At 71.5% G+C, this 25,773-nt stretch carries 26 protein-coding genes; 14 read left to right on the top strand and 12 right to left on the bottom strand.

From position 1 onward, the window contains the following. The first annotated feature begins 11 nt into the window (after positions 1-11). The 6 genes from M6B22_RS10850 to M6B22_RS10825 all read left to right on the top strand — a co-directional run bounded on the left by M6B22_RS10850 (position 12) and on the right by M6B22_RS10825 (position 6,077). On the top strand, positions 12-1,268 hold the full coding sequence (locus M6B22_RS10850; RefSeq protein ID WP_269445783.1) for a glycosyltransferase family 4 protein: 1,257 nt from the start codon (positions 12-14) through the stop codon (positions 1,266-1,268). Continuing rightward, the gene (locus tag M6B22_RS10845; RefSeq protein WP_269445782.1) at positions 1,265-2,782 is read left to right on the top strand and encodes a sugar transferase; all 1,518 of its coding nucleotides are present in this window, start codon (positions 1,265-1,267) and stop codon (positions 2,780-2,782) included. The genes M6B22_RS10850 and M6B22_RS10845 overlap by 4 nt, the downstream gene beginning before the upstream one ends. Before the next feature lie 83 nt (positions 2,783-2,865). Continuing rightward, a complete protein-coding gene (locus M6B22_RS10840; protein WP_269445781.1) occupies positions 2,866-3,405 on the top strand; it encodes a hypothetical protein in 540 nt (179 codons plus the stop codon). Beyond that, a complete protein-coding gene (locus M6B22_RS10835) occupies positions 3,405-4,145 on the top strand; it encodes an FkbM family methyltransferase (protein WP_269445780.1) in 741 nt (246 codons plus the stop codon). The genes M6B22_RS10840 and M6B22_RS10835 overlap by 1 nt, the downstream gene beginning before the upstream one ends. Continuing rightward, complete coding sequence (locus M6B22_RS10830; RefSeq protein WP_269445779.1) at positions 4,142-5,074, top strand: class I SAM-dependent methyltransferase; 933 nt, start codon at positions 4,142-4,144, stop codon at positions 5,072-5,074. Before M6B22_RS10835 ends, M6B22_RS10830 begins: the two co-directional genes overlap by 4 nt. Further along, positions 5,064-6,077 carry a class I SAM-dependent methyltransferase gene (locus M6B22_RS10825; RefSeq protein WP_269445778.1) on the top strand — a complete coding sequence of 338 codons (1,014 nt, stop codon included), beginning with the start codon at positions 5,064-5,066 and terminating at the stop codon, positions 6,075-6,077. Before M6B22_RS10830 ends, M6B22_RS10825 begins: the two co-directional genes overlap by 11 nt. 500 nt (positions 6,078-6,577) lie before the next feature. On the opposite strand, the gene M6B22_RS10820 is transcribed toward M6B22_RS10825, so the two are convergent. The 6 genes from M6B22_RS10820 to M6B22_RS10795 are packed head-to-tail and all read right to left on the bottom strand — an operon-like array spanning position 6,578 to position 12,124. Continuing rightward, positions 6,578-7,231: a class I SAM-dependent methyltransferase gene (locus M6B22_RS10820; RefSeq protein ID WP_269445777.1), complete on the bottom strand. Its 654-nt coding sequence runs from the start codon at positions 7,229-7,231 to the stop codon at positions 6,578-6,580. Between the two features lie 17 nt (positions 7,232-7,248). Then, positions 7,249-8,613: a lipopolysaccharide biosynthesis protein gene (locus tag M6B22_RS10815; RefSeq protein WP_269445776.1), complete on the bottom strand. Its 1,365-nt coding sequence runs from the start codon at positions 8,611-8,613 to the stop codon at positions 7,249-7,251. Beyond that, complete coding sequence (locus M6B22_RS10810; RefSeq protein WP_269445775.1) at positions 8,610-9,716, bottom strand: glycosyltransferase family protein; 1,107 nt, start codon at positions 9,714-9,716, stop codon at positions 8,610-8,612. Before M6B22_RS10810 ends, M6B22_RS10815 begins: the two co-directional genes overlap by 4 nt. A 44-nt stretch (positions 9,717-9,760) precedes the next feature. After that, positions 9,761-10,489: an SDR family NAD(P)-dependent oxidoreductase gene (locus tag M6B22_RS10805; RefSeq protein WP_269445774.1), complete on the bottom strand. Its 729-nt coding sequence runs from the start codon at positions 10,487-10,489 to the stop codon at positions 9,761-9,763. Further along, positions 10,486-11,850, bottom strand: coding sequence for a class I adenylate-forming enzyme family protein (locus tag M6B22_RS10800; RefSeq protein WP_269445773.1), 1,365 nt, complete (start codon positions 11,848-11,850; stop codon positions 10,486-10,488). Before M6B22_RS10800 ends, M6B22_RS10805 begins: the two co-directional genes overlap by 4 nt. A gap of 13 nt (positions 11,851-11,863) precedes the next feature. Next, positions 11,864-12,124: an acyl carrier protein gene (locus M6B22_RS10795; RefSeq protein WP_269445772.1), complete on the bottom strand. Its 261-nt coding sequence runs from the start codon at positions 12,122-12,124 to the stop codon at positions 11,864-11,866. Positions 12,125-12,225: 101 nt separating this feature from the next. Between M6B22_RS10795 and M6B22_RS10790 the strand changes: the two genes are divergently transcribed. Further along, on the top strand, positions 12,226-12,879 hold the full coding sequence (locus M6B22_RS10790) for a CatB-related O-acetyltransferase (RefSeq protein WP_269445771.1): 654 nt from the start codon (positions 12,226-12,228) through the stop codon (positions 12,877-12,879). Here the strand turns inward: M6B22_RS10790 and M6B22_RS10785 are convergent. Continuing rightward, positions 12,868-13,446, bottom strand: a complete 579-nt coding sequence (locus M6B22_RS10785; protein WP_269445770.1) for a serine O-acetyltransferase — start codon at positions 13,444-13,446, stop codon at positions 12,868-12,870. The genes M6B22_RS10790 and M6B22_RS10785 overlap by 12 nt on opposite strands. A gap of 89 nt (positions 13,447-13,535) precedes the next feature. Between M6B22_RS10785 and M6B22_RS10780 the strand changes: the two genes are divergently transcribed. Continuing rightward, the gene (locus M6B22_RS10780) at positions 13,536-14,357 is read left to right on the top strand and encodes an SGNH/GDSL hydrolase family protein (protein WP_269445769.1); all 822 of its coding nucleotides are present in this window, start codon (positions 13,536-13,538) and stop codon (positions 14,355-14,357) included. A 6-nt stretch (positions 14,358-14,363) separates the two neighbouring features. On the opposite strand, the gene M6B22_RS10775 is transcribed toward M6B22_RS10780, so the two are convergent. The 4 genes from M6B22_RS10775 to M6B22_RS10760 are packed head-to-tail and all read right to left on the bottom strand — an operon-like array spanning position 14,364 to position 18,655. Then, entirely contained in the window at positions 14,364-15,557 is a 1,194-nt protein-coding gene (locus M6B22_RS10775; protein ID WP_269445767.1) for a glycosyltransferase family 61 protein, read from the bottom strand. Positions 15,558-15,561: 4 nt separating this feature from the next. Then, a complete protein-coding gene (locus tag M6B22_RS10770; RefSeq protein ID WP_269445766.1) occupies positions 15,562-16,392 on the bottom strand; it encodes an FkbM family methyltransferase in 831 nt (276 codons plus the stop codon). An 8-nt stretch (positions 16,393-16,400) separates the two neighbouring features. Next, positions 16,401-17,240 (bottom strand): FkbM family methyltransferase, encoded by an 840-nt coding sequence (locus M6B22_RS10765; protein WP_269445765.1) that lies wholly within the window; start codon positions 17,238-17,240, stop codon positions 16,401-16,403. Then, complete coding sequence (locus M6B22_RS10760) at positions 17,237-18,655, bottom strand: O-antigen ligase family protein (RefSeq protein ID WP_269445764.1); 1,419 nt, start codon at positions 18,653-18,655, stop codon at positions 17,237-17,239. Before M6B22_RS10760 ends, M6B22_RS10765 begins: the two co-directional genes overlap by 4 nt. Positions 18,656-18,801: 146 nt before the next feature. On the opposite strand from M6B22_RS10760, the gene M6B22_RS10755 reads away from it, so the two are divergent. The 5 genes from M6B22_RS10755 to M6B22_RS22195 all read left to right on the top strand — a co-directional run bounded on the left by M6B22_RS10755 (position 18,802) and on the right by M6B22_RS22195 (position 24,353). After that, the gene (locus tag M6B22_RS10755) at positions 18,802-20,229 is read left to right on the top strand and encodes a polysaccharide biosynthesis tyrosine autokinase (RefSeq protein ID WP_269445763.1); all 1,428 of its coding nucleotides are present in this window, start codon (positions 18,802-18,804) and stop codon (positions 20,227-20,229) included. Between the two features lie 74 nt (positions 20,230-20,303). Beyond that, a complete protein-coding gene (locus tag M6B22_RS10750) occupies positions 20,304-21,272 on the top strand; it encodes an NAD-dependent epimerase/dehydratase family protein (protein ID WP_269445762.1) in 969 nt (322 codons plus the stop codon). Positions 21,273-21,386: 114 nt separating this feature from the next. After that, complete coding sequence (locus tag M6B22_RS10745) at positions 21,387-21,995, top strand: hypothetical protein (RefSeq protein ID WP_269445761.1); 609 nt, start codon at positions 21,387-21,389, stop codon at positions 21,993-21,995. Between the two features lie 147 nt (positions 21,996-22,142). Continuing rightward, positions 22,143-23,969 carry a DUF4012 domain-containing protein gene (locus tag M6B22_RS10740; RefSeq protein ID WP_269445760.1) on the top strand — a complete coding sequence of 609 codons (1,827 nt, stop codon included), beginning with the start codon at positions 22,143-22,145 and terminating at the stop codon, positions 23,967-23,969. Positions 23,970-24,107: 138 nt separating this feature from the next. Then, a complete protein-coding gene (locus M6B22_RS22195; RefSeq protein WP_407935608.1) occupies positions 24,108-24,353 on the top strand; it encodes a hypothetical protein in 246 nt (81 codons plus the stop codon). Between the two features lie 57 nt (positions 24,354-24,410). Here M6B22_RS22195 and M6B22_RS10735 read toward each other — a convergent pair whose 3' ends face one another. Continuing rightward, positions 24,411-24,908 (bottom strand): hypothetical protein, encoded by a 498-nt coding sequence (locus M6B22_RS10735; protein ID WP_269445759.1) that lies wholly within the window; start codon positions 24,906-24,908, stop codon positions 24,411-24,413. Positions 24,909-25,003: 95 nt separating this feature from the next. Between M6B22_RS10735 and M6B22_RS10730 the strand changes: the two genes are divergently transcribed. After that, positions 25,004-25,738, top strand: a complete 735-nt coding sequence (locus M6B22_RS10730) for a helix-turn-helix transcriptional regulator (protein ID WP_269445758.1) — start codon at positions 25,004-25,006, stop codon at positions 25,736-25,738. Positions 25,739-25,773: the final 35 nt, after the last annotated feature.

Raw genomic sequence — 25,773 nt, 5'->3', positions numbered from 1 at the left:
CGGGCGTGCGGGTGAACCTCCATGACTACAGCGGCCACCCCTTCCAGGCGCAGCTCTCCCGGGACCTGGCGGCGCGCGGCCATCACGTGCTGCACGGCTACTGCGCGCAGTACGTCACCGGGCGCGGACTGCTGGAGCGGACATCGGACGACCCGCGCACGCTCGCGTTCGCTCCGACCAGTGCCGGCGAGCCGCTCGTCAAGTACTCCCCGGTCGGGCGCACCCGCTTCGAGCTGAGCTACGCGCGCGCCTGGCAGCGCGCGCTGGAGGGCGAGCACTTCGACGTGGTCGTGGCCTGCAACGTCCCGCTGTTCGCGCTGGCCCGGATGCGGCGCTACTTCGCGCGCCGCCGCCAGCCGTGGGTGCTGTGGCACCAGGACGTCTACAGCCTGGGCGTCGCCGCTGAGGCGCGCCGCAGGCTGCCGGGCCCGGTGGCCGGGGTGATCGCGTCCGCGGTGCAGCGGGCCGAACAGGCGCAGGTGCGCGCGGCCGACTCGGTGGTCGCCATCGGTGACGGGTTCCTCGAGCAGTACCGGCGCTGGGGGGTGCCGACCGGGCACGTGCGGGTGATCCCGAACTGGGCGCCGGTCGATCACCTGGTGCCGGGCGAGCGCGAGAACGCGTGGTCGGTGCGCAACGGGCTTCCGGTCGAGCCGGTCCGGCTGCTGTACGCCGGCACCCTGGGGCGCAAGCACAACCCGCTGCTGCTGCTGGAACTGCTGGACGCGGTGCGCGCACGCGGCGTGGACGCGGTGCTGACCGTGGTGTCCGAGGGGGTCGGCGCCGATGATCTGGCGGTCGCGGCGCGGGGACGTGCCGACGTGCGGCTGATGGGCTATCAGCCGGCTGCCGACCTGCCCGACGTGCTGGCCAGCGCCGACGCCGTGATCGCGCTGCTCGAACCCGATGCGGCCCAGTTCTCCGTCCCGAGCAAGGTGCACAGCTACCTGTCCGCCGGGCGGCCGATCGTGGCGCTGGTGCCCGCGGGCAACCCGGCGGCGCGGGACGTCGCCGGCGCCGGCGGTTGCGTGGCGACACCCGATGTCGCCGGGGCGCACGAGGCCGCGTCCTGGATCGCGGAGGTCACTCGCGACCCGGCCGGCCTGCAGGTGCTGGGCAAGCGGGCACGCGCGCTGGCCGAGGAGCAGTTCGACATCGCGCGGATCGGCGCCGAGTTCGATGCGGTGCTGCACGACGCCGTCCGGATCGCCGAGCACGCCAGGGAACCGGTGCTGGCACTGGCATCGGCCGGGGGGATCCGGCTGTGACCCGCGCGGTCGAGCGGCCCGGCGAGGCGACGCTCGCGCCTGTGCTCGCGCCCGCGCTCGCGGTCGCGCGCCCGCAGACCCGCGTCGCACCGCGCACGCCCGTCGCCCGATGGTCGCGGCGGTTCGCCGCACGGCTGGTGCTCTCCGACGCGCTGTGCATGAGCGTGGCCATCGCGATCGGCTGGATCGTGCTGGCCGGCGGGCTGCGCATCGAGCGCTCGGCGGTGCTGGACTACCTGCTCTGGAGCGGCGTGCTCACGCTGGGCTGGCTGGTGTGCGTCCAGGCCGTGGACGGGTACGAGGTGCGCCGGCTCAGCACCGGCGCCCGCGAGTACCAGCGGGTCCTGTGGGCCGGGATGAACATGGCCGGTGGCGTGGCGATCGGCGGGTACCTGACCGGGATCGGGATCGCGCGGACCTTTCTCGCCGTCGTCATCCCGACCGGTGCGCTGCTCATGGTGTTGGCGCGGTACGCCGGCCGGAAGTTCGTCTACCGGCTGCGGATTCGTGGCGAGTGGACCAGTTCGATCCTCGCGGTCGGCACCAGCGAGTCGGTGCGGCACCTGGCGCAGGTGACCGGCCGCAACCCGGCCGCGGGCCTGGTCGTCGTCGGTGCGTGCGTGGAGGATCTCGCGGTGGGCGAGGAACTCGCGCCGGGCGTGCCGGTGGTCGGTGACGTCGGCCAGGCCGCGGCTGCCGCGGCGCGCCTCGGCGTCGACGTGGTCGCGGTGGCCGGCGCCGGACTCGGGCCGCGGCGGATCCGCGAGCTGGGTTGGGCGCTCGAGGGCACCGGTTGCGCGATGGTGATGGCGCCGGGGCTGACCGAGGTCGCCGGCCCTCGCGTGCACGTCAGCCCGGTCGAGGGGCTGCCGCTGATGTGGGTGGACCAGCCGCAGTTCACCGGGCTACGCCGCGTCGTCAAGCGTGCCGTCGACGTGGTCGGTGCCGCCGTCCTGCTGGCGTTGGCCGCGCCGGTCCTGCTGCTCATCGCACTCGCCGTCCGGCTGACCAGCCGTGGCCCGGCGCTGTACGTCGCCACCCGCACCGGGCAGGACGGGTGGCCGATCAAGGTCTACAAGTTCCGCTCCATGTACGCCGACGCCGACGCCGACGCCCGCCGCGCCGACCTGCTCGCCTACAACGAGGCCGACGGCGGCATGCTGTTCAAGCTGCGCCGCGATCCGCGAGTGACGCCCGTCGGCCGGTTGATCCGCAAGTTCTCGCTGGACGAACTGCCGCAGCTGGGCAACGTGCTCGGCGGCTCTATGTCGCTGGTCGGGCCGCGCCCGCCGCTGCCGGACGAGGTCGAGCGGTACAACCCGCACGTGCACCGCAGGCTGCTCGTCAAGCCGGGCATGACCGGGCTGTGGCAGGTGAGCGGGCGCAGCGACCTGTCCTGGGACGAGACGGTGCGGCTGGACCTGTACTACGTCGAGAACTGGTCGCTCACCCTCGACCTGGCGATCATCGCGCGGACCGTCTGGGCGGTCATCCGCTCGCGCGGCGCGTACTGACCGCGGCAGGCGGTGGCGGCGTTACGCCGCGCTGCCCGGCTCGTTGATCCGGTATGGGCAGGCCGCGACGGAACGTCAAGCGCGTGAGCGCGGTGGCGGCCGTGCTCGCAGTGCTCACCTGTGTCGGGCTGTTCGTGCGCGCCTACCAGCAGGCCGGGCCGTCGCATGACGAGGCTGCCGGTCCCACCGGCAGCGCCGCGCCGGCCACCCCGTCGCCGTCGCCGTCGCCGTCCGCGGCTGCCGGCGCGGCACGGGCCAACGCCTTCGACCCGAACGCTCTCAGCCTGCCGCCGTACACGATCACACCTCCCGCAGCGCCCGGGTTCGCCTTCGCCACGCCCGCCGAGCACCGGATCGTGCTCGCCGCGTCGTCGAGGCACGCGATCGGACGGGTCGGCTATCTCGCACCGACCAGCCCGGACCACCCGTCCGGCGACGTCAAGCACGTGGGCCGGCAGTGGGCCGTGCACACCACCGTGACCGGCAGCCCCTACTACGCGCTCGTGTTCGTCCAGGCCGGCGCCGACGGGACGCCGATCACCTGCAGCATCACGCTCGACGGAAAGGTGCTCAGCCGCAAGAGCACGAGCGGCGCGTACGGCCGCCAGGTGTGTGTCGGCTGATGGCGAACAGTCGCGGCCTTGCCGGGCGCGCCGTGGAGCAGGCCGTGCTACTGGCGAACCGGTTCGGGGTCGACGTCACCCGCGAGCGCTTCAGGTACCGCTTCCTGCACGCGCTTTCCGGCCGCGGCGTCGACACCGTGCTCGACATCGGCGCCAACACCGGTCAGTTCGGCAGGCAGCTGCGCCGGGCCGGGTACCGCGACCGGATCCACTCGGTCGAGCCGCTGGCGTCGGCGTTCGCCGGGCTGCAGCGCACGGCCGGCCGCGACCGGCGGTGGACGGTTGAGCGCGCCGCGGTCTCGGACGCGCCCGGGACGCTGACGATGAACGTCTCGCAGAACTCGGTGTCCTCGTCGGCGTTGCCGATCCTCGAGCGCAGCGTGGCCGCCGCGCCGCAGACCCGCTACATCGCGACGGAGCACGTCACGGCCACGACGGTCGACGACCTGGTCGTTGCGCAGCGGCTGGATCCGGACCGCACGCTGCTGAAGGTCGACGTCCAGGGTTACGAGCAGGCGGTCTTCGCCGGCGCGGCCAAGACGCTGGATCGGTTCGCCGCGATCCGCACCGAGATGTCACTGGTGGCGCTGTACGAGGGGCAGGTGCTGATGCCGGAACTCCTCGAGGCACTCACCGGGCGGGGGTTCGAGCTGTGGTTCCTCGAACCGGGGTTCACCGAGCCGGGCACCCGTCGGCTGCTGCAACTGGACGGCGTGTTCCTGCGCCGCGAACCGGCATGAGCGCGTCGCGTACCCGGCTCGGCACGCACACCGCGGTGCCGTGCGACTGCTGCGGATCGACCGAGCGCACCGAACTGTTCCGCGAGAACGGCATCGCGCTGGGCCAGTGCGCGGTGTGCGACCTGCTCTCGATCGCGGACGTCCCGGCCGGGCGGATGACCGAACTGGAGGCCGGCCACTACGCAGGAACGCACAAGGTGCTCGACGCGGGCAAGCAGTTGGCCGCCGAGCAGGTGCTCGCCGACCGGTTCCGTGGGTACGTCGAGCTGGCCGGCGCGTTCGTGCGCAGCGGCACCTGGCTGGACATCGGCTGCGGTGCCGGGCTACTGCTGACCCTCGCGCAGGAGGCGGGCTACACCGGCGCGGGCATCGAGCTGAACGCCGACCGGCGCGCCGCGGCCGCGCAGGTCACCGGGCTGGACATCCACGGCCGGCCGGTCGAGGAGCTCGGCTACCCGGACCGGACGTTCGACGTGATCAGCCTGATCAACGTGTTCTCGCACCTGGTCAGCCCGGCCGCCACGCTGCGCGAGCTGCGCCGCATCCTCAAGCCGGACGGTGTGCTGATCATGGCCACCGGCGAGCTGAGCGGCACCGTCGACAAGGCGGACATGCCGAACTGGAACCTTGGCGATCACCTGCATTTCCTGGGTGATCGCACCATCACGTGCTACGCCGAGCGGCTCGGCTTCACGGTCGCCCACCACGAGCGCGCCTGGTTCCCGGACCTGCTGTACAGCCGCGAGTCGCTGCGTTCCAAGGGCCGGTCCGGGCTGCGCGACGCGGTGAAGGCGGCGATCCTGCACATTCCCGGCGCGTTCGCGGCCTTCCGTGCGCTGATGCTGCGCCGTTCGGCGGGCAGCTCGGCGCACTCGAGCGTGTTCGCGCTGACTCCCGTCCGCAGCGAAGGAGCCGACCGTGTCCGGTGAACACGCCGCAGTGGGCTTCAAGCAGCGGTTGCGGCGCGTGCTTCCCGCTCCGATGGTGCAGCTCCTGGACCATATGGCGTTCGGGCTGCGGCGGCGCGGGATCCGCGCTGTGCAAGGGTTCTTCGCGCTGTTCGGCCTCAACGTCGTCAAGAAGGCCGACTACTACTCGACGCTGCCGGTGCTGCGCGAGATCGAGGCGACCCGGTCACGCTGGGACCGGCCCAGCCCGCTCGCCGGGCTGGACGTCGACGTGCCGGGCATGACCAAGCTGCTGGGCGAACTCGCCGACCGTTGGGAGGAGGAGTTCCGGGCCGCGACCGGCGACTACGCGGCCAACCAGCGTGCAGGTTTCGGGCCCGGCTACCCGAAGGGCGACGCGCGAACGCTGTACTACCTGCTGCGCGAGCATCGGCCGGCCCGCTACCTGGAGGTCGGGTCCGGGCTGTCGACGTACTACGCGACTCTCGCGGGCGCGCGCAACGTCGCCGACGGTGCGCCGCTGCAGATCACCTGCATCGAGCCATACCCGTTCCCCGCGCTGCGCACCTTGCCGGACGTCGAGCTGGTGCAGGCCTTCGTGCAGGACGTGCCGCTGGCACGGTTCGAACGGCTGCAGGACGGCGACGTGCTGTTCATCGACTCGTCGCACGCGCTGAAGATCGACAGCGACGTGGCGTACCTGTTCCTGGAGGTACTGCCCCGGCTCGCGCCCGGTGTGCTCGTGCACATCCACGACGTTCCGTTCCCGTACAACACCCCGTACCCGGCGGACACCTGGCTCTTCGGCGAGCGCTGGCCGGTGTACTGGAACGAGGCGATGCTGGTGCAGGCGTTCCTCGCGTTCAATCCCGCGTTCGAGATCATGCTGTCCACCCCGCTGATCCGCCACGGCGACGAGCGGTTCCTGATCGAGCGGTTCGACGACTACCTGCCGCTGCCTCGGGAGAAGAACCCGGCGTCCTCGCTCTGGCTGCGCCGCGTCGACCCTGGTGATCACACCTAGCGCCCGCAGCCGACCTGGCCGGGTCTGATCCGCTCCCCCCACCCAGCGACGAACTCTGATCCGTGTCGCTCCCCCCACCCAGTTACGAACTCTGATCCGCTTCCCCCACCCAGCGACGAACTCTGATCCGCTTCCCCCCACCCAGCGACGAACTCTGATCCGCTTCCCCCACCCAGCGACGAGATCGCGAGCCGAAATCTCGCCGCTGGATGGGGGAAGCGCGCGCGACTTCGTCAGCCGGTGGGGGAAGCGCGCCGCCGGCGGAGGCTGGGGGAAGCGCGCGAGACGGCGTCGGCCGGTGGGGGAAGCGCGTGTGACGGCGTCGGCCGGGGGAAGCGCGAGACGGCGTCGGCCGGTGGGGGACGCGCGCCGCTGGAGCCACGGCGACACCGGGACGAATGATCGGATGCACGGCGCTCACAGCTGGCGGCACGGGCCTCGGTGCCGGCTCGCGTGAATCCCGGTTTGCACCACACCGTGCGGCTGTTCCTGCGGTCCCGTCAGCGGGTTGCTTCCACCGCGAGTTGGGCGCCGCCCTCGTGGCCGCGCTGGTCCAGGCCGATGAGCGCCGGGTGCTCGCTCGCACCCGGCCGGCAGCGGAGCGTCGAGTGGAAGCCGGCCCGCTTGAACTCCTGGTCCAGCGTGTCCAGGTCGTAGACGTAGCCGGCGTGGTGGCCGAACGAGCCGATCGGGATGCGCACCAGGTCGATCGGGTGCTCGACGGTCAGCCCCATGTCGCGATAGTGCGCGGCGGCCGGCGTGTCCAACGAGCCGGCGCCGGCCAGGTACAGCTCGACGTGGGCGCGGATGTCCGGCGTGACCAGACGGATGACGCCGCCCGGTTCGAGACACCGGTACGCCTCGGCGAGCATCACGCGCGCGGCGGGCAGCGTGATGTGCTCGATCACGTTGTCGGCGTACACGAACTCGAGTGAGCCGTCCTCGAGCGGCCAGCGCCTGGTCGCGTCCAGGTAGTTGCGCGCCAGAGCGCTGACGTTGGTCACGAACCAGCCGGGGCGGGGTGTCAGTCCGCCGATCTCCAGCTTCAGCGGCCGCGGTGCGGCGGCCAGCGCGCGGGCCGTTCGGGCTTTCGCGATCGGGGTGTTGGCGGTGCGCACCGCGCCGCGTGCCACGGCGCGAACGGCAGGATTCACCCCGTGCACGCTACCTGTCAGCAGCTGACCGCGCGCGCTGAAGCGAGCAGCTGCGGATCGGGCACAGTGGCCGGACGGTGTCGGCCGGGCGCGCGCCAGGTGTGGCTGTAGATCAGGCCCGGCACGGCCTGCACCCCGATGCCGACCGCCACCGTGGCGAGCAGCGGGCCCGACGCGCCGACGAGCCCGGCCAGCCAGATCGACAGGCCGATGTTCAGCGGCAGCGCCAGCACCGTGAGGAACGCGCCGAACCGCACCCGGTCCGGGTCCATCAGGCTCATCGCCACCGGGTACGACGCGGCGGCGGTGACGATCGCCAGGCCGCCACTGACCGGCAGCAGCACGCCGAGTGAGATCGCGTCGCCGCCGATGAGTTCGGCTACCGGGTTCGCGATCGCAGCGAGCACCGCCCCGAGCAGCGTGCCGGCGCCGCAGAACAGCACCGTCAACCGCGTCAGCGAAGGTCCGGCGCGGCCCTGTGCCCGTGCCTCGGCGAACACCGGCCACAGCGGTTGGGCCGACGCCGCGATCAGCGCGATCGCCGGCGCGATGATCTGGAACAGCACCGAGTAGTTGGCGACGGCCTGCTTGCTCGCCACGTGACTGAGCACGATCCGGTCGCTCTGCAGCGCGATCGGCGTGGCCAGCGTGATCACCAGCACCGGCCCGGACATCGCCCTGATCGAGGCTCCCGGCTCGCGTGAGCGCAGCGGTAGCGAGCGCAGCAGCCACGTCCACGACAGGCCGGTCGTGCGCGCGGCCAGCACGAAGGTCACCGTGTTGTTCACGACCAGCGCCGCGGGTGGCACGAGCATGGCCGCGTCACCGCCCACGCCGAGCAGCACGATCGCGCCGGTGCCGACCAGGATCGTCGGCGTGAAGAAGGTCTGCACCAGCACCGTGACGTGGTTGCGGTGCACGCCGAGCAGCATGCTCTGGCCGAGGCCGGGCAGGAAGCTCACCGCGTAGATCGCCATCGCCATGCCGCAGTACAGGTTCGGTCCGGACGACGCGCCCAGCAGCCGCGGCCAGGCGCCGGCAGCGCTCAGCAGCAGCGCCGCGGTGGCGGTGCCCAGCGTGGACAGCGTGAGCACCCGCGCCGCGGTCAGGGTGACCCGCCGCGACCGCTCGGACGCCGGCCCGTCGGCCGCGTAAGCCGACGTCACCGCGGCGCCCACCCCGAGATTGTTCAACGGCACCAGGCTGATCAGGGTCAGGATCAGGATGAAGGCGTCGAAGGAGTCGATGCCGAACCGGGAGATGATCAGCCGGCTGGTCAGCAGCGTGGCGACCGCGGTCGGCAGGAACGAGGCGAGCCGCGCGAGCGCGCTGCGGGCCACCGCATTCAGCCCGCCGGCGCCGCTGCCCGCCGCGGTGCTCACGATCCGTCCAGGCCGAGCAGGGTTGCCGCGAAGCTCTCGCCGGTCGCCGGTGGGACGCGCGGCGGACGTACCGGCGCCCCGCCGCGGCAGAGGATTCGGCCCAGTGCCGCGCCCAGGCCGGCGGCGGTCAACTCGGCAGCCTCGCCGTTGCCGGTTGCCGCCAGTTCCCGGGCGCGCACCGTCGAGCCGGCCGACACCACCGGGACGCCGGCGGCGAGTGCCTTGCCCATGATGCCGCTCGGGCCGTTGTTGGTCATCGCGATCGCCACCACGTCGACCGATGCGACCAGTGCATCGAGTGTGGCGTTGGCCAGGAACCCGTCGCGCACGATCACCCTGCTGCGTAAGGCATCCGGCAACGCGTCCAGCCACGCCGCAACGTCCGGCTTGACCCGGCCGGCGAGCAGCAGGTCGGCGTCGCAACCGGATGCGCCGATCGCCCCGAGCACCAGCGGTGCGTGCTTGCGGTCGGTGAGCACGCCGAAGATGCCGACCAGGCTTCGGTTCCCCGGCAGCCCGAGTTCGGCGCGCAGCCGGGCGCGATCGCGCGAGTGCGCAAGGCAGACGGCGGGATCGCGCGCCCGCTTCACCAGCCGGCCCCGCGTCAGATCGTCGCGGCCGGCGAACCCGGCCACGCGGTGCAGGCTGCCGGTCGCCATCGCGGCGAGCACGAGGATCGCCTTGCTGAGCCGCAGTTTCCAGCCGGTGCGGTCGGTGAGCGACAGGCGCGCGGGGTAGCGGGTCAGCATGAACACGACCCGCGGCCGGCGGGGCAGCCGGCGCAATACACGTGGGGCGACGAACCACCACCGCTTGAGCGCCTGGTCGGCGTCCATCAGCACCACGGTCGCGACGTCGCCGGCGCGGCACGCCTGCGCGATCGCGCGAGCCTGCTCGCGGGTCGACGGCAGGATGGCCGCGAACCGCTCCTCGACCTTGATCGGGACGTCGGAGAGGTACGCCGCGAACTCCTCGCTCGCTGTCGCGCCCACCGAGGTCAGCAGCAGCACGTCGCTCGTGCGGGCCGCGAGCAGCGCGACGTTGGCGACCGCCTGGAAGCGGTGCCCACTGGGGTGCGGCTCGACGAGCACGGTCATCGGCACCGGGCAATCCTCTCCCAGCCCGGCGGACCTCGCCACGCGAACGCTCAGCCGGTGAGCCCGCCGTCGACGACCAGAACCTGGCCGGTCAGATAGCTGTTCGCCGGGTCGGTGAGGAACTGCACTGTGCGCGCGATGTCCTCGGGCTCACCGAGGCGTCCGGCCGGGGTGCGCCGCACGATCTGCTCCAACTGCTGCTCGTCCAGCCCGTGACTCAACTCGGTGCGCAGGTAGCCGGGTGCGACCGAGTTCACGGTGATGCCGCGCGATCCGAGCTCGCGCGCCATCGCCCTGGTGAAGCCGTCGAGCGCGGCCTTGGTGGCGCTGTACACGGCGAGACCGCGATAGCCGGAGCGGCCGACGATCGAGGAGATGTTGACGATGCTGCCGCTGCGGTTCGCGAGCATGCGCCTGCTGACCAACCGCGTCATGTAGATCGTGCCCTTGAGGTTCAGGTCGATGACCACGTCGATATCCTCGTCGCTGGCCAGCCCGAGCACCCCGTCCCGCGCGACGCCCGCGTTGTTCACCAGCACGTCGACCCGCCCCCATCGGGCGATCACCGCGTCGACGAAGGCCTTGGCGTCGTCCGCGCGGGACAGGTCGGCCGGCTGGAACAGGAACCGTTCGCCGCTTTCGGTGATCCACGAGTCGACCTGTTGGGTGGCGGCGCGGGCACAGGTGGCAACCTTGTCGCCGGAGCGCAGGTAGGACGCGACGATGCCGGCGCCGAGACCGCGGCTGCCGCCTGTCACGATCACCACCCGCGCGCTCATGCCGACGCCCGGGCGATCTTGTCGCCGGCCGTGGCGATGGCGTCGACGAACCGGATGCTGCGCGGCCGGGCCGCCGCGGGCAACTCGGCGCAGGCGCCGCGGATCGCGGCCTCGACCACCCCTTGCTCGGCACCCGTCGTGGCTACCACTTCCAGCGCGACGATCGAGCCGGTGAGCGGGTTCGGGCGGCCGAAGGCGCGCGCGAGGGCCACGCCGGGCACCGTTGCGACCAACTCCTCGATCGGCAGCGGATGCACCTTCACCCCGCCCACGTTGATGATCTCGGACGAGCGGCCGCGGAACTGGATGCGCCCGTCCACGATCTCGACGAGATCGCCCGTGGCGCGCCAGCCGTCCGCGTCCACCGCGGGTTGGCCGTAGTAGCCGAGCATGCCCACCCGCGATCGCACCCACAGCTCGCCATCGACGATCTTCATCGCGACGTCGGCGTCCTCGCCACGCTGCAGCACCTCGAGGGTGAGCCCGTTGCGGCCGTCGCGGACCGACCCGGTGGAGCCGAACTCGCTCGCCGCGTAGACCTGCGAGATGTGCGCGGACGGGAATGTGCCGGCCAGTTCGTCCAGCAGTGGGCCGGGAATCGGCTCGCCGCCGAGGGTGAGCTGGGTGAGCGCGGGAACCGGGCCGCCGTCCGCGTGCAGTTCCGCGAGCAGGAAGCGCCAGTACGTGGGCGTCGCGCTCGCGTGCGTGACACCGTGCGCGCGCATCGCGGCCAGCCCCTCGCGCGGGCGGCGTGGCGCCGGGGCGATGAGCGTGGCGCCGGCCGCGAACACGTGCAGCAGCAGTTGCAGCCCGGCGAACTGGTGCAGTCCGTAGGCGAGCAGCCAGCGCTGGCCCGCGCCGGGCGCGATGCGCTGCGTCGCGCGCAGCAGCCGGTTCCAGTCGTGCAGCACGCCACGAGGGGTACCGGTGGTGCCGGTGGTGAGCACCAGGTGTGGCCGGTGCTCCGGTGGGGCCGGCCGGGTCGCTTCGGTTCCGGTCAGCTCGCTCGCCGCGAGGCTGGTCAGGCCGGGCAGCTCGAGCGCGCGCGCAGCCACGACAACCTCATGGTCGAACCGCTGTGCGCGCGCGATGATCTCGTCGGCGGCGGTGTCCGCGTCGGCCGGGATCGGCGGGTACTGGCAGGCCTCGGCGCCGGCGAGCGAGGCACCGGCGAGCAGTGCGGCGGCGGTCGCCGCGTCGTGCTCGACGCTTGCGAACCGGCGGATCCCGCGGTCGGTCAGCGCGGCCGCTACGGACTCTGCCGCATGGACGAGTTCGCCGTAGCTGCGGGTGTACTCGTCCAGGACGATGGCGGGCCGGTCGGCATCCTGCGCGGCCGCCCGCCGCAACAGTTCGATCAACGCAGCAACTCGATCAGCGGGCGCCTGCGCCGCGGCCGTAGAACGCGCTCAGCTCGCCGACGGTCTGCGGCATGACGCCCGAGCTGAACGGGTCGGTGCCGAGTTCGTCCTCGAGCAGCGCGGACAGCTCGGCCGTCTCCAGCGAGTCCAGTCCGAGGCCGCCCGCGTACAGCGACGTGTCCAGACCGAACCCGGCCGGCTTGTCGATGCGGGCGAGAAACGTGGTGAGCACGCCCTGCACGTCGGCCGTGCACTTGTCCGCCGAAACGCCCATTCGCCTGATCTCCCGCTCGTCGCTGGTGGCGTCAGGCTAACCCGGTTCGGGTGGTTGCGCTCGTCGAGCGCAGGGCGTCCACGCGCGCTAGCCTGCGAGCCGTGACCAACCGGCACAGCCTGCAACCGGAGCGGCCCGGCGTCGCGTCGCGCCTGAACATGATCGCCAAGCGTCGGGTGCAGCTGTGGATCTACGGCGCCGAGGCGAACTTCTCCGGCGACCCGCGGCGGCGCGTGGTCGTCGACGACACGTCCAGCGCGGATCTGCGGCTGGTGCAGTACAACGCGGCCGACGGCGAACCGGTGCGCATCGGTAAGTACAGCGTGCTCAATCACACCGCGACGATCCTGCACGGCGGGCTGCACCGCTCGGACTACGTCAGCGCGGTGCACATCCACCGCGAGGCCGGATCGTGGGTGGTCCCGGACGGCTCGATCCACAGCCGCGGCCCGGTGGTGATCGGCAACGACGTGGTCGTCGGATACGAGGCGCTGATCATGTCCGGGGTCACCATCGGGGACGGCGCGATCGTCGCCTCGCGCGCCGTCGTCACCAAGGACGTCGAGCCGTACTCGATCGTCGCGGGGAACCCGGCGCGGCTGGTCAAGTACCGCTTCGACGAGCCGACCCGAGCCGCGCTGCTGCGGATCAGCTGGTGGGACTGGCCGGCCGAGAAGGTGGCCGAGCTGCGGCACGAGATCGACAGCCCGGACGTCGCCGGCTTCATCGCCCGGCACGACCCGTCACGCGGGTGAGGGCACCGGCGCGTTGACGCCGATCTGGCGCGCCGGACTGCCCAGCACCACCGCGTTGTCCGGCACGTCCTTGAGCACCACCGAGTTCGCGCCGACAACGGCGTTCTCGCCGATCCGCACACCGCCGACGAGCACGGCGTGGGCGCCGATCGTGGCGCCGTCGCAGATCGTGGCGAACTCCTGCGGGCCGCGGTTGTCGTAATAGCGCGCCGCCGCGGTGACGCCTCCGGCGAAGGTGACGTTGTTGCCGATCCGCACGCCGTAGCCGATGTTGACGCCGACCGGGTGTGCCAGCAGCAGGCCGGTGCCGATCTGCATGCCCGGCCCGAAGTCCGCGCTCACCAGGACCACCGCGACCGTGCGCAGCATCGCGGCCAGGCGCACGTGACCCGAGCGGTGCAGCACCTGCTGGCTGCGCAGGACGAGCGAGGCGATCATGCCCGGCACCGTCAGGCAGCGGGCGAACACCTTGAGCCAACTCGGCCGGGCGTCGGCGCGGTGCCGCGCGAGGTCGGAGAACACCAGCTCGCGCAGGCTCAGTTCCCCCGAGATGCCAGATGACGACATTTCGCAGACACTAGTAACCGGTTCCGCCGTTGTCAGTTCGGCGCCGTGCCCGGCACGGTGCCGTGAACCCGTAGGAGTCCGCGAGCGACATGTCCGCCCCGCTTCCGATGCCCATCCGCGTGCTGGTCAAGGGCGCGTCCACCGTGAACTGGCTCTCGGGCATGGGCGGCCCGCGCACCGACTTCGCGTTCCCGCGCGCGATCGAGGCCGAGCTGCTCGCGTCCGGCCGGCCGGTACGGGTCGAGACGATCTCGGTCGCGTCCGAGCGCACCAGCACCACGTTGCTGCGCTGGGAGAAGGAGGTGCTCGGCTACTCGCCGGACGTCGTCGTGCTGGTGTACGGGCACTACGAGACGATCCACCTGTTCCTGCCGCGCTGGCTGGAACGGCACGCGAACAGCCTGCGTACCCGACCGCGGCGCATCACCAACCTGTACCGCAAGCACGTGCTTCGCCCGGTGTGGATGGCGCTCGCCAAACTGCAGGCCAAGCTGGATACGGTGCTGGACCCGACGCTTCGCCGCTCGCGACCACGCAACGTCGCCGCGGATCTGCAGGCGTTGATCAGCCAGCTGCAGAAGGTGGGCAGCCCGCTGGTGTTCGTGTTCGAGCTGCTGCCGCCGGCCACGAGGTATCGCAGCTGGTTCCCCGGCATGACCGAGCGGATCGCCGTGATGAACGACGCGATCGCCGAGATGGTCGCGCGCGTAGACCTGCCGAACGTGCGGCTGTTCCGCACCAGCGAGCTGGTGACCAAGTACGCCGACGGCGATGTCGACGCGGCCACCCCGGACGGCTTCCACTACTCGCCACAGCTGCATCGCGAGATAGGCACGCAGCTGGCCCGTGAGATCGCCGAGTGGGCCGACACCCAGCCGCACCTGCGAATGCCCGCACCGCCGCACGCCTGAAGCGCGTCAGGCCAGCTCGTCCAACATCGCGGTGAGCGCGTCGAGATCCACCCGGATGTCGCGCACGATCGTGCCGGCGCGGGTCGGCCGCCGCGGGCCGCCGGGTGCCGAGAGGTAGCGGTAGCGCAGGCCAGGGACGCCGCAGGCGAGCCGCCAGAAGTCCGGGAGCACGCAGCCGGCGGGAAACAGCTCGACGACGCCTGCGCCCGGCGGCACGAACACCAGGTTCGTCAGCGCCGCCCCGTGTGGGGACACGACGAGGTCGGCACAGCCGAACGCGCCGATCTGCTCGCGCACCGACAGCGCGCCGGGGTCGATGCTCTCGAAGCCGCGATCGCGCAGCAGCGCCAGCACGTCTGGTTCGTTCACGACCGCGCGGTTGTTCGCTGCCGACCCGCGTGTCACGTACAGTCGGCGCGCGCCACCGGCCGGTGCGACCGCAGGAAGCAGCCGTGAGCGCAGGAACCGCACTGCCCACGGCGGGTTCTTCTCGACCATCGCGGGTGGTCCGGCGACGACGAGGGTCTCGGCGCGGACGTGCGGGTGCAGGTCGGCATCGATCCGCTGGGCCACGTCGATGGCGAACAGGTCGAGCAGTTCGCGCTGGAAACGGAGTCGTTGCGGCACGTACCACCGTTGTGGCGGCGCGACATCAGGCGCCTGTTCCAGGACGCCGAGCCGGGTGAGCACGTCCATCAGGAAGTGGTAGTAGTTGCCGTCGCCGCGTGCCGCCAGCACGCCGACGCGACCGTCGAGCTGCAGCGGTGCCGCGGGGAACGGGTTCAGGAACAGCGGATGCTCGCGGGGCCGCCGCGTCCCGAAGTACCAGCTCACGTCCTGTACCAGCTCGCCGGTGCCGGTGATCACCGCGCGGTGCGGCCCGAGCACGCGGCCGCGCGGCAGTTCGGCGACGGCGACCCGCTCGACGCGCTCGCCGTCGCGCCTGTCGGCGAGGGCGGTTCCGGCCGGGTAGCCGCGCATCGCCGGACGTTCGATCCGCTCCGCGGGCCGCGCGGTAACGCAGCGGCCACCGGAATCAGCCGCCGCCCGCTCCAGGGTGGGCGCGACTCCGACCGGCAGCCAACCGCCACGGCGCCGGCTGAGCCGGACCCCGACCGGTGCCACCAGCCGCGTGGTCGTGACGTATGCCGGCTTGAGGTACGGGAACAGCGGGCGCAGCCGCGGCGGCAGTCGGACCACGGGCTCAGTGCACGAACGGCGGCAGCGGCTCGCGGGAGAGCCAGACGCACCCGTGCCGGCCGAACGCGTCCTCGTCCTGCACGTGCAGGCCGACCGCGGCGAACCAGTCACGCAGCTCGGCCCACTCGTGCCCGGCTACCGGGTGCCACTCGATGACGACCCGCTGCACGCTCGCCCAGCTCGCCGGGGACGAACCGAGCACCAGGTCGTACTCGCCGCCCTCGCAGTCGATCTTGACCAGGTCCACCGGCGCGGGCGTGGTGGCGACGATGTCGTCGAACGCGACGGTCTCGACCTTGGTCGCGGTGCCGGCCGCGTGGCCCGCGGCGGCCAGCCCGTTCAGGCCGCTGCCGGCGCCGTTGTCGTCGAAGACCGCGAACCCGGTGGTGGCGGCCAGCGCCACCTCGTGCACGCTCACCCGGTCGCCGAAGCCGTTGCGCAGGACGTTGCCGCGCAGGAACGCCGCGGTCGTCGCGGACGGCTCGAAGGCCTGCACCCGCGCTCCGGCGTGCAGCTGGCTGAGCCGGCAGGAGAAGGTCCCGACGTGCCCGCCGATGTCGATCACCTGGATCGGCCGCATCAGCAGCGGCCCGAGGAACCAGGCGAACCGGTAGCAGTCCTCGGCGAAGATCTCGTACACCGGGACGCGTGCGCCGGGACGGTTCGGCGTATCGATCACCAGGCCGGTACGCGTCCGGAACCGCAGTGTGTCCGGCCCGTACCCCGCTGTGCGCAGCGCCATGCCGGTGAGCAACTGCGCCCAGTTGACGAACGCCCGCGGGGTCTGCGCCAGCCGCCTGAGCCGGTGGAGGCGTGATCGGATCAGCGGGTTCATCGGTGTCCTCACCTCGTCAGCCAGGCGGTGCCCAGGCCCGGTCGGTTTGAGCTGTGCCGCACCATGCGCAGCCCGACGGCGGCGAACCAGGCGCGCAGCTCCGCCCACGACTGACCGGCCACCGGGTGGTACTCCATGACGACGCGGCGCACCGGTGCCCAGCTCGCCGGCGAGCTGGCGTAGACCAGGTCGTACTCGCCGCCTTCGCAGTCCATCTTGACGACGTCGAACGGGGCCGGCGCCTCGGCGAGGGCCTGCTCGAAGGTGCTCGTCTTGACCTCGATCGTGCCGCGCCTGCCGGGCGCGTCGGCGCCGTCCACCAGGCGATGGTCTTGCTGCACAAGGCCGTTGTGCACGCTGCCGCCACTGTTGTCGTCCAGCAGCGCCGTCCCGACCTCGGCCGCCATCGCCAGCTCGTGCACCCGCACCCGATCGCTCAGGGCGTTGCGTTCGACGTTGCGCCGTAGGTAGCGCGCGGTGTCCGGCGACGGCTCGTAGCACTCGACGCGGAGGTCGTGGCGGGCGAGCGCGAGGTTGGTGGCGAACGCGCCGACGTGCGCGCCGACGTCCAGCACCTGCAGCGGGCCGGTGTCACGGCCGAGCACCCAGGCCAGGTCGTAGCAGTCGTCGGCGAACTGCTCGTACATCGGCAACCGTGCGCCGGGGACGTTGGGGCAGCACAGCCGGGCCCCGCCGCGGGTGCAGAACTCCAGCTCGCCCGAGCCGCGGCCGATCTTCTCGCCGGCCAGTTCGCGCAGCAGCACCGGCCAGTTGCTGAAGGTACGGCAGGTCTGCGCAACGCGGCGTGCCTGGTAGCCCGCGAACCTCAGGCCGGAAACGGGGTTCATCGGCTGCTCCTCGCCGGCAACAGCTCGCCGGTCGTAGTGGCTGGGTCGGCCGGGCCGCCGTCGGCGCGGTTCTGGTCACCGACCTGGACCAGGGCGATCAGGATCGCCGCGGGCACGTAGTAGAACCGGTCGGTGAGATCGGCCTCGAAAACGTTCAGGGCGAGGGTGATCAACAAGGCGGCCAGCAGGGCCCCCGCCAGTGGCGAGGTGTGCATCCGCCGCGCAGCGGTGAGGATCGCACCGAGCATGTACAGCGACATCGCGGTGAACAGGATCAGGCCGCCGGACGCGAGCTCCTGCAGGTAGACCTGCGAGGCGTCGAAGGAGACCTGCAGGCCGATGCCGTGGATCGGGGAGTGGTAGAAGTCGCGCACGCCCTGCGCGCCGACGATCGCGCGTACCGAGTCGCTGCCCTCGGTCGCGACCCCGCCCGCGAGCCGGGTGACCCGCAGGATCGTGGCGCCGAGCGACGGTACGAACGCCACCACGACACCTGCGGCGAACAGGCCGGCGAGCGCGATCGTCGGGGTGTGCCCGCGGGTGCGCTTCTGGATGACCACACTCAGCGCGAGCACCGCGACGACACAGACCGCGCCGCCACGGGAACCGGATGCGTACACGCCACCTACGCAGCCGAGCAGCGACGCGACGCCGAGCAGCCGTTCCCAACGGACGTCGGAGAGCAGCATCCAGAACGCGAACGCGGCGCCGAGGGTGGCGCCCGCCGCGAGGAAGTTGGGGTGGTCGGAGAAGCCGAGCTGCCGCGAGGCGACGTTCGGGACGTGGGTGACGAGCCGGCCCAGGTCGGTGCCGAAGTGGTCGGCCGTCGCGACCAGGCCGGACAGGCCGGCGCCGGCGCCGAAGGAGACGGCCAGCCAGCGCACGGCGCGCCGGTCGACCCGCGCCGCGCCGACGAACGCCATCGGCAGCGCGGCGACGGCCACGACGAACTTGAACGCGACACCGAGGTTCGCCGACACCAGCGAACCCTTGGTGGACTGCGAGATCTGCCCGGTCGCGTTCAGGACGACGCGGTTGGCGAGATACAGCGGATCGGGCGGGAAGTAGATGTTCACCGCGGCGACGACCAGCACCAGCACCGCCAGCTGCTTGACCCACCATGGCGGCGTGCGGAACGCACCGTTCGGGTTCGCGAGCAGCAGACACAGCAGCGAGAGCAGCACCAGGACGTCGCCCGGCCGCAGCGGGCCGACATACCAGCCGTTCCAGGTCAGCGTGAACGCCGCCGCCACCGCGGCGGCCAGCCCCGCGCGCGCCAGATCGATGCGCAGGGCGACGACGGTCACAGCGATCGCGGCGAGGATCGCGACCAGCACGGTCCCGGTCGTCCCGCTGTTCAGCCCGAGCGTTTCGAGCGCGAGCACGGCCGCGAGCAGCAGCGCGACGGCGAGCATGCTGCGGATCCGCGTGGGCACGCACAGTGCAACGAGCGAGTGGCCCGCACGTTACCGATCGGGCGCCCGGGCGTTAGTCCATCAGCCGGTACTACTCACATGCTCGCGCCGGGCGAACCTGCCGGTGCCGGGGAAAGGTGCCTTCCGTGACACTCCGCGCCTACCTGCGGGTCCTCGGCGAGCGATGGAAGCTGGTCGCCCTGTTCGTGATCGCGGCCACGGGAATCGCCGTGCTGGTCACCGCGACCAGTGCCAGGGTCTATCAGGCGAACGTGCAGATCTTCGTCCTCACGACGGACACCTCCAACGCCGCGCTGCAGGCCCAGGGTGCCGCGTTCACCCAGATCCAGGTGCAGACGTTCGCCAAGATCGTCGGGTCGCCGGACGTGCTGCACAAGGTGCAGCAGGACCTGGATCTGCAGATGTCCGACGGCGAACTGCAGGGCAAGCTCACCGCGACCGCACCGACCGGCCAGTCGATCGTCGACCTGCACGTGCAGGATTCGTCGGCCTCCCGCGCCGCGCAGATCGCCAACTCGGCCGCGAACGCGTTCATCAGCGTCATCGAGGGGTACTACACGAACGGCAGCGGGGCACCGCCGTCCGTCCAGATGCACGTCACCGACCGCGCCACCGCGCCGTCGTCACCGGTCTCGCCCAAGCCGCTGCTGAACATATCGCTCGGCGTGCTGCTCGGCCTGCTGGTCGGTGCGGCGATCGCGGTCGCGCGGGACATCCTCGACAACCGGATCAAGGACGCCGAGGCGCTGAGCAAGGTGGCCGGCGCGCCCACCATGGGCATCGTCGTGGACGACCCGAAGGCGAGCCGGCACCCGATCGCGACCCGGGCGGGCACGCGCAACGTGCGGGCCGAGAACTACCGGCAACTGCGGGCCAACCTGCAGTTCGCGAACGTCGACCAGCACCCGCGGGTGATCGCGGTGACCAGTTCGATCCCTGGCGAGGGCAAGACGACGGTCGCGATCAACCTGGCCTCGACGCTGGCCGAGGCGGGCTTCACGGTGTGTCTGGTCGACGCCGACCTGCGCCGCCCGACCATCGCCAAGGTGCTCGGCCTGCTCAGCCCGGTCGGCCTGACCAGCGTGCTGATCCACCAGATCGAACTCAGCGAGGCGATGCAGAACGCCGGCTCGAGCCTGTACGTGCTCTCGTCGGGCCCCACGCCCCCGAACCCGAGCGAGGTGCTCGCGTCCAGTTATGTGCGGGACGTGATCCGCTCGCTGCTCGATCGCGTCGACTACGTGGTCATCGACACCGCCCCGTTGCTGCCCGTGGCCGACGGTTCCGAGGTCGCCGCGCTGGCCGACGGAACGCTGCTCGTCGTGCGGCACGGGGTCACCACCGACACGCAGATCAAGCGGGCAGTGCACAGCCTCCGTCGCGTCGATGCGTCGCTGCTCGGCCTGGTGCTCAACCGCATCCCCAACAAGCGCAGCGGCGAGTACGGCTACAGCTATTACCGCTCCGAGGTCGACGGCCCGTCGCACTCGCGTCGGCCGCGTCGACGCGCAGCTCGCGCGGCGAAGTCGCTCGTCGACGACAAGGCGGGCTGAGCGTTACCGATCGGTAGCCGGCGTCGTTGAACGTTTCGCAGCCGAGTTCTCACTCACGCGAAGGGTGTTCAACGGTGGACGTTCTGGTCACGGGCGCAGGTGGATTCATCGGCGGGCATCTCGTCGCCTCGCTGCTGCAGCAGGGCAGATCGGTGCGCGGGGTGGACGTCAAGCCACTTGACCAATGGCACCAGGTGCACGACGGCGCCGAGAACATCCGTGGTGACGTGTCGCTGCTGGAGACTGCCCGCGCAGCGGTCGACGGCGCGCAGCGGGTCTACAACCTGGCCGCCGACATGGGCGGCATGGGCTTCATCGAGAACAACAAGGCCGCCTGCATGATGTCCGTGCTCACCAGCACGCACGTGCTGCAGGCGAGCCGTGAGGCGGGCGTGGAGCGTTACTTCTACTCCTCCTCCGCGTGCGTCTACGCGGCCGGTCACCAGACGAGTGCGGACGTGGTGCCGCTGACCGAGAAGGACGCCTACCCGGCGATGCCGGAGGACGGTTACGGCTGGGAGAAGCTGTTCAGCGAGCGGATGGCCCGGCACTACCTCGAGGACTACGGCGTGCAGACGCGGGTGGCGCGCTATCACAACGTGTACGGCGAACACGGCACGTGGGACGGTGGCAGGGAGAAGGCGCCCGCGGCGATCTGCCGCAAGGTGGCCACCGCCGCGATCACAGGTGGCAGCACGATCGACGTCTGGGGTGACGGGCTGCAGACGCGCAGCTTCATGTACATCGACGACTGCATCAAGGGCACCCAACTGATCGCCGATGCGGACGACCCCGAACCGGTGAACCTCGGCTCGGACGAACTGGTCACCATCAACCAGATGGTCGACATCGTCGAGACGATTGCCGGGGTGCGGCTCGAGCGCCGGCACGACCTCACCGCGCCGCAGGGCGTGCGCGGGCGCAGCAGCGACAACACCGAGATCGTCCGGCGCTACGGCTGGGCTCCGTCAATCAGCCTGGCGGACGGTCTGGAGCGGACCTACCGCTGGATCTACGACGAGGTGAAGCGCTCGATCGGCTGACCGGCAGCCGGCGCGGGGCGCCCGCGGTCACGCGGCGCGTATCGCCGCGGCGAGGCCGTCGTTGATCCACCCAGAATGCGCTGTCCCACGAGCCGAATGTGTAGGTGATGCCCGATGCGCCGTCTGATTCGGTTCGTCGCGGTGCCCGCCCTGCTTCTCGCCGCCCTGCTGGCGGTGCCGGCCGTGGCGGGCGCCACGCCCGGCGCGGCCGGCGCGCGCGCCGCCGCGCCGCAGGAGATCTGTCCCGGCGCGGTCGCCTATCCGATGTCCCCGGGCGCGACGATCATGTCCAGCACGACCACGCCGTACGTCGGGCAGACGATCAAGGTCGCTGGGGCGAACTACTGCCCGAACGAGGACGTCGACATCACCATCGGCGGCAAGCACGTGGCCACCGCGCACACCGACGGGAACGGGGCGTTCGACATCCAGGTCGTGGTGCCTGCCCCTACCGGCCAGCGCGTACTCGCCGGGGTCGGCGCGAGCGGCCTGAACGCCGACCGTGACTCGCTGGTGTTGACGATTCGCGCGGGCGCGGGCGTGGACCCGATCGCGGTCGGTCCAGCCGGCGGAAGCGGGAGCGGTGGCGGTGGCGCCAGCGGCACCGGCGGGCTGGCCTTCACCGGCACCCAGATCGCCTTGCTGATTGCGCTCGCGGCCGCGCTGCTCGGTGGTGGGATCGGGCTGATGTACGTCGGCCGGCGCAGGTCACTGCGCAGGTGAGTGCGGCTGAGTGCGGCTGAGCCGATGAGCACGCACCGTGCCGTCGCACCCACCAAGCGAGGACGGTCCGGACGGTCCGGGAGGGCCGGTGCGGTCGGCCCGGTCGGAGCGGTGAGCACGGTCGGCACGGTGAGCACAGTCGGAGCGGTGAGCACAGTCGGCGCGGCGGTGCGGTCGGCGGGTCGACGGCTGCCGACCCGGGTGCGCTACCTGGCGTACGACCGCAGGGTTCGCCGTGCTGTGCTGTTCGCGCTCGGCGCCCTTGCCCTGCTGGCTGCCGCCTGGATCGTGGTCACCGGGCTGCTCGCCCGCCAGCAGGTGCGCCAGATCGAGCACAACCTGCGGCGGGTGCAGTCACTCGTGGCATCCGGACGGCTGGACGAGGCGCGGCAGGCGGTCGCCGGGATCGTCCCGGCCGCACGCCGCGCCGATCTGCTGACCAGCGGGCCGGCCTGGTGGGTGGCCGCGCATGTGCCGTACCTCGGCGAGCCGGCCGAGACGATCCGGGGGGCGACCGCCGCCGGTGTCGACCTGAGTGCCGATGCCGTCCCGCAACTCATCGACGTCGCCAAGCTGATGGACCCGGCGCGGCTGCGGGTGCACGGTGACACGATCGACCTGCACGCGCTGCTGACCGCGGCGCCGAACCTGCAGGCCGCGGCGAGCACGCTACGTGCGGTGACGTACCGGGTTGACGCGCTGCCGCACAGCACTTGGCTGCCCGCGGTCGACGGGCCGCGCAGCGCGCTGGCGGCGCAGTTGCACCAGTTCGGCGGGTACGTCGACGCCGCCGCTCGCGCCGCACGCGTGCTGCCGCCGCTGCTCGGCGCCGACGGTCCGAGGCGCTACATCATCGGCCTGCAGAACGAGGCCGAGGCGCGTGGCACGGGAGGGTTGCCCGGGGCGTTCGCGATCGCGGTCGCCGATCACGGCCGGGTTCGCTTCACCCACTTCGAGAGCGACGCGGCACTGCTGCCTGCCGACACGAACAAGCTGATCGCCACCGGCTTGGACTTCGGCTCGGACTACGCGCGCGCGTACGGCGACTCGCTGCCGACCACGTCGTTCCTGAACTCCAACGTCAGCCCGGACTTCCGCTACGCGGCGCAGGTGTGGACGCGCATGTGGGAGCGCACCAGCGGTGAGCACGTCGATGGTGCGGTCGCCGTCGACCCAGCGGTGCTCGGCTACGTGCTCGCGGCCACCGGACCGGTGCGGCTGCCCGACGGGCGGACGGTGAGCGCGCAGAACATCGTGACGCTGACCGAGCGCGACGAGTACACGCTGTTCCCGGGCTACGCGCAGCGCAAGGCGTTCCTGGTCGCGGTGCTCAAGGCGTCCTCGCAGAAGTTGATCAGTGGCGTCGGTGATGCGGCGGCCCTGGCGAAGGCTCTCGTCCGTGCCTCGTCGCAGCGCCGCCTGCTGGTGTGGAGTTCGGACTCCGCCGCGCAACGCGAGCTGGAGCAGACCACCTACGCCGGCGCGATCCCGGACACCACGCGTCCGTTCATCGGGCCGGTGCTGAACAACACCTCCGGCGGCAAACTGGACTTCTACCTGGCCCGGACGCTGGACTATCACCGCAGCGGCTGCGGCCCGATGCGCGACGTCCAGGTCACCATCACGCTGACCAACCACGCTCCCGTTACCGGACTGCCGCGCTACGTCACGGACCGGCTGGACGCCGCGCCGGCCGGCGCGCGGGTGGGCGACTACAGCACGCTGCTCGACTACTACGCGAGCAACGGCGCCCAGTTACTGAGCGTCAGCCGCAACGGCGACCCCGTTGCCGCAGCGCGCAAGAGCGATCACGGTCGGCCGATCTTCCGGCTGCCTGTCGAGCTACGGCGCGGCGCGACGCAGACGATCGTGCTGCACCTGATGGAGCCGGCTGGTTCGGGCAGCCCGCTGGTGTGGTTGCAGCCGGGCGTAGCGCCCGCGGCGGTACGCGTCTTCAGCCAACCGTGCGGGTAGCACCGGCGTGTCGAGTCCCTCGGCACCCCCTGCCGCATCTTCACCCGCCAGCAACGCCACGCCCTGATCATCCGAGACAAAGGCTGCTCATTCCCCGGCTGCGACGCACCCCCACAACACTGCCAAGTCCACCACATCGTGCCCTGGGCCGACGGCGGACCCACCCACATCGACAACGGCTGCCTACTCTGCACCTACCACCACCGCACGTTCGAACGCCTCGGCTGGGTGTGCCGCATGCTCAGCGGGGGTCCCCCCGCCAATGAAGGCGTAGCCGGCAGGGGAGGCATCCCGCACTGGATCCCACCCGCCTGGACAGGCAACCAAACCCCCATCCGCAACACCGCACACGACCCACGACCGAACTACCCGCTCAAGACCTAGCGCGACCGTTGCCGAGCGCGCGGCGCCCGGCAACGGTAAGGGTTCTGCCCGCAGGTCTCAGCTGTGCTGCGCGCGCCGCGTGCGGGACAGCAACCGGTCGGACACGGCACCGGCCGGGAAGGCGCTCGCCAGCCGGGTGAATGTGAGCGCGAGCAGGAACAACGCGACGTCGCGCATCATGATGTCCCAGTAGCCGCCGATCATCGCAAGGTTCACGACGATGCCGGCGAGCCACAGCGCGACCACGTAGCCGCCGATGCGCGGAAGGAGCAGCACGACCAGTCCTGCGACGATCTCGATGGCGCCGACCGCGAACATGCTCTGGTGCACGGTGTCGAACGGGCTCAGCCAGCGCTGCACGTCCGGCGCGAGGTACTTGTCCCAATTCACCATCACGTGCGCGAACTTGTCCGCGCCGAACAGGATCGGGACGATCGTGAACCCGATCCGCATCAGCCAGTAGGCCTGGAACGTCGGATCGGACCGCAATCGCGCCCCCGTCGCAGCTCGGACGGACGGGGTGACAGCGGGTGCCGGTGTGGCAGTGCTCGTCATGACGCTCTCCTTTGTATCGGATGTACAATTCAACGATAGAACGGCTGCGAGCCTTACGTCAACAAAAGTGTCCGATAGAATGGGTGGTGCTATCGATGGCGCCGAGCACCGACAGCTTCGCCGAGCGGGTCGGCCGGATCGCCGCCCTGGGCGAGCCGATCCGCCGCGCGCTGTACCGCTACGTCGCAGCGCAGCCCGAACCGGTCGACCGGGTGCAGGCGGCCGACGCGGTCGGCGTCGCCCACCACGCGGCGAAGTTCCACCTCGACAAGCTCGAGGCCGAAGGCCTGCTCGACGTCGACTACAGCCGTCCGCCCGGTCGGGGCGGACCCGGCGCCGGGCGTCCCGCCAAGCGCTACCGGCGCTCGGCCGCCGAGGTGGCTGTGAGCCTGCCCGAGCGGCGCTACGACCTGGCCGGGCACATCATGGCGCAGGCGATCACCGCGGCGAGCACGTCGGGCGTCTCGATCGCGCGGGCGCTACGCGACGCGGCCACCGCCGCGGGACGACGGCTCGGCGAGCAGGCTCGCGAACAGCTAAGCCGCCGCGCCGGCAGGGCGCAGGCCCTGCAGGCGGTGAGTGACGTGCTCAGCGAGTACGGCTACGAGCCGCGCCCGGACGGCGCCGAACTGGTCCTGGCCAACTGCCCGTTCCACGACCTCGCCCGCGAGCACCCCGACCTCATCTGCGGGGTGAACCACGACCTGCTCGAATCGGCGCTCAATCACTGCGGGTGCGACGGGCTGCACGCCCACCTCGATCCGGCTCCCGGTCGCTGCTGCGTCCGGATCAGCGCGGCGCCGACGGCCGACCCCGCGCCGGCTGAGTGACGGCTGGGGCCGCATCCTCGTCACTACTACGCAAT

The sequence above is a fragment of the Jatrophihabitans cynanchi genome (assembly GCF_027247405.1).
GTDB lineage: Bacteria > Actinomycetota > Actinomycetes > Mycobacteriales > Jatrophihabitantaceae > Jatrophihabitans_B > Jatrophihabitans_B cynanchi.
The sequence above is the reverse complement of the archived record's forward strand: the minus strand, read 5'-3'. Positions and strand labels throughout refer to the sequence as shown.